Consider the following 4120-nt stretch of genomic DNA (forward strand, 5'->3'; position numbering starts at 1 on the left):
GCGCGGCGGCGGTCAGTCTGAAACGTTATGCATGGCGCGGCCGGTATGCGGCAAATATCCGCACTGCCGCAGCCGCGCCGGGCAAGGAAATCAGCATAAAGAGATCGCGCGGCGCTGTCCACCCGTGCCATGTCAGCCTTGCGCCGGCCGGCGCCGCCTGCCACGCCACCACTCGGCGCCGGCGCCCGCGCCGACCAGCAGCAGCATCAGCGCGGCGGTCCACAGCCCTGCGCGCGGCGTCATGCCGTTGGCCTGCGCGGAGGCGGGCGGCGCCAGCTTGAGCACGCGGCTTTCAAGCACCCGGCCAGTCACGTGCTCGGTTTCCGCGCGCGGTGCCGCCGGCGGCCGAGGCGTAGCCGGGCGTACCGGCTGCGCGGCCGGCGCCCCCGCGGAGGGCGATCCGTCCCTGGCCGCCCGGGCAGCCTGCGCCGGGAGCTCACGCCCCGGCATGGCGCGCGCCAGGCGCTCGGCGAATGCGCGCAGCGCGTCGGTGGGCAGCCTTGCCTGCTGCCCCAGCCCGGCAATGTATTGCATCAGCACCGGATTGCCGCAGCTGTTGGCCGAGCAGGACAGCCCGTCGCGGTTGACCGATTCCACATAGCGCCGCGCCATGCCGGCCCGCTCCTGCGGCGTGAAGCGATAGCTGCCCTGCCGGTCCACCTCCAGCAGCCGCGCCAGGATGCCCTGGCGGGCGTACGGGTTGCGCTGGGCAAAGAAGCGGTCCATGCCGAGCCCATGCTTGTCGGCCACGTAGACGTCGTAGGTGTTCTGCCAGAAGCTGCCGCTCATCTGCTCCGGGCTGGTGGCCTGGAACCCGTAGAGATGCTCGATCTCCTTGAACATCTCGCGCGCGCCGGCATACCCCGAGCGCTGCATGCCTTCGATCCAGCGCGGATTCCAGTTGCGCGCGTTGAGCTCGGTGGCCAGCCAGGTGCGGGCATCCACCGTCTGCTCCTCGCCGGCGCGGCGCAGGTTATGCAGCCAGAAACGCGGCGCCTGCCCGCCGACCGCCCGCGTGGCCATGTTGAGGCCGCCGGCGTACTGGTAGGTGTCATCGTTGTCGAGCGCGCCGTACAGCGTGCTGGCGCGCGAGAACAGCACGGCCTGGTTGGACGTCAGATGGCTGGCCAGCGCCTGCGGCGCGGTTTCGCCCCAGCCTTCGCTGGAGAAGGCAAAGTTCATATGGCGCAGGTATTGCCGCGCCAGCGCCCCCGGCTCTTCTCCGGCCTGCGGCGCATCCTTGCTCTGCTCCACCATCTGCTGCACGCCGATGCTGTAGTTGCCGGGCTTGGCGGCAAACACGCGGGCGCGGGCCAGGCGCCCGGCCAGTTGCGGCTCCACGCCGGCCGCCAGCAGCGTTGCCTGCGCCTCCCGGTCATGCCGGCTGATGGCGTTGTCGCCAGCGGCGGCGGCCAGGCGCGCGGCCTTGTCCAGCAGCGCCACCTTGTCGCCGAAGCCGTCGCGGTAGATGCCGGAGATGGTGAACAGCACATTGACCCGCGCCCGGCCCAGTTCGGCATCGGGAATCAGCCGCACGTCCTCGACCACGCCGCGCGCGTTCCAGACCGGCTCCACGCCCATCAGGTAAAGCGCCTCGCTTTCCATCGCGCCCTGGTGGCGCTCGGTCTCGCCGTACCACAGCACCATGGACACCTGCTCGGGCGCCTTGCCGGTTTCCTCCCGATAGCGCGCCAGCGTCTGCGCGGCCAGTTGCTTGCCAAGCTGCCAGGCGGCCGGCGTGGGAATCAGCGCGCCGTCGAAGGCGTGCAGGTTGCGCCCGGTGGGCAGGCCCTGCGGCGTACGCACGGGATCGCCCAGCGGCGCGGTGGGCAGGTAGCGGCCTGACAGCACCGTTACCAGCCCGTCCAGCTCGCGGCGCGGCGAAGCACGCAGATTGGCCAGCCATTCGCGCGCGCCGGACAGTGCCGCCTTTACCTTGTCCGCCAGCGGCGGCGGCAATGGCGCACCGGCCGCGCCTGCGATATCGGGCTCGCGCCCCTGAACCAGCGCGTCAGCCCAGCGCGACAGCGTGTCCTGGCCGATGCGGTGCGTCTCGGCGGCATCGAAGGCGCTCCCGAGCACGGTGGCAAGCGCCTGCCGCTGGTTATCCGGCGGCGGCAGTTCGCCCAGCGTGTGAATGCCCAGCGGCACCGGCTCGGCTTCCACCTTGTGCAGGAAGCGGTGGATCACGGGTTCGACCTGCTCCCACGGAGCGCCAGGGTCCAGCCCCAGCTGCCGGTCCAGCCCCAGCGCGCGGATCTGCGCCAGCGCTTGCAGGCGGTACTGCCCGGCCAGCGCCGGGGCGCTGTCGGCGGCGGCCTCCTGCTGCTCGATCACCTCATCCAGCCTGGCCAATGCGTCAGGCCAGCCAGCGCGGGCGATCAGCGGCGTCAGGTGGCTGACCAGCACGGCGGCGCTGCGGCGCTTGGCCTGGATGGCCTCGCCGCCGCCGTCCTGAATGTAGTAGTAGGCATTGGGCAGGTCGCCCAGCAGCACTTCGGCGCTGTCGTCGCCGCTCTGCCCCGCTTGCTTGCCCGGCAGCCATTCCAGCGTGCCGTGGCGGCCCACGTGGACCATCGCGTCCGCGCCGAAAGCGTGGCGGTACCAAAGGTAGGCGGCGATATAGGAGTGCGGCGGCGGGGTCACCGTATCGTGCGCGCTGTCCATGGCGTGCGCGAAGGTGGATCGCAGCGGCTGCGGGCCGACGAACAGGTTGCCGAAGCGCAAGCCCGGGATCACGAAATACTGCCCGCCGTGGCCGTCGTTCACCCGCATCAGCGGACTGCGCTCGGGCGGGCCCCAGGTGGCCAGCACCGACTGCCGGAACGCCGCCGGCAAGGTGTCGAACCAGCCTTTGTACTGCGCCACCGGCAGCAGTGTGACCCGGCCCCGCGACACCATCTCGGCCAGCTCGCCAGGCGACCACTCCTCCATATTGCGGCCATTGCGTTCCAGCAGCGCGGTGAGTCCGGCCGTGTCCGGCAACGCGGTACCCGTGCGATAGCCGGCCTCGCGCAGGCGCGCCATGACCTGCACCAGCGAGGGCAGCGTGGCCAGGTAGCTGGCACCGATATTGCCGCGGCCCGGGGGGTTGTTGTAGTAGAGGATGGCGATGCGCTTGTCCGCCGCGGGCTTGTCCTGCAGCGCGATCCAGCGGCGCACCCGGGCAACCGCCGCTTCGGCGCGCTCCGGCACCGCCCGGCTGGTCTTGGCGCCGCCCTCGTCTTCCAGCGTGGCGAACAGGATCGGCTCCGAGGCGCCGGCCCGCTCGGGCGTGTTGAGCAGCAGCGGCAGGCGCTCGCCGCCGATGCCGCGTACGTCCGCCCGCCAGCCGGCCTGGCTGTCGCGCGTGGCAATCAGGTTGATGGCATGCAGGCCCTGGTGCTCCAGCCAGGTCTTGTCTTGCGCCCGGCTGATGGTGAGATTCAGCGTCAGCAACGCGCGCAAGGGGCTCTGGCCGTCCATCGTCAGCATCGGCCCCAGGCTCGACAGCGGCCAGCCGAACACCGGCACCGCGCCGACGCCCTGGCGCTCCAGCGCCGCGATCAGCGCATCGATATGGGCGAGGTCTTGCTGGCGATAGTTGCTGGCGTAGAAGGCGATGCCGACCAGCGGCGCACCGGGCGGCAGGCCGTTGCTGCCGCCGGCCCGATACCAGGCAAGGTAGTCCTTGAGCGTGGCGAAGGGCTGGGAGGCTCGCGGATGGTAGATGCCGGCCGCCGGCAGCGGACGCGGCGGCGGCACCGCGATGGCGGTCTCGCCACGTACCGCTGCCACGGTCCACGCCAGCCAGCCGGCCAGGTTGTCGGCGCCGCCGGCGCTCCAGTAGGCCTCTGCCGCCTGGTTGCGCGCGGCGTCCAGGCCAACGTTCCAGGCCGCCTCGGCGGACGCCGCCGGCGCCGCCAGCACCAGCGCACCGCGCTGCCGCGCCTGGCGCACGGCCGGGGCCATCTGCCGGAGTACGGCAGTGGGCGCAAAGTAGGCGTAGATGGCATCGGCCGCTGCGACCTGCGCGGCATCCGGCGCCGCGGTCACCGCCTCGAGCACCACCCGGCCCGGCCCGGCCAGCTCCCGCAGGCGCGCCTGCGCGGCCGGCAGCGCATGGGTATTGGTCGTGATC

The 4120-nt window shown here is 71.9% G+C and carries 1 protein-coding gene; it reads right to left on the reverse strand.

Translation table 11 applies throughout. The features are described 5' to 3' along the window. Positions 1 to 132: 132 nt before the first annotated feature. On the reverse strand, positions 133 to 4120 hold a 3988-nt coding region (locus P3W85_RS29405), incomplete at its 5' end, for a cobaltochelatase subunit CobN (RefSeq protein ID WP_276267352.1).

This window comes from Cupriavidus basilensis (assembly GCF_029335485.1).
Taxonomy (GTDB): domain Bacteria; phylum Pseudomonadota; class Gammaproteobacteria; order Burkholderiales; family Burkholderiaceae; genus Cupriavidus; species Cupriavidus basilensis_E.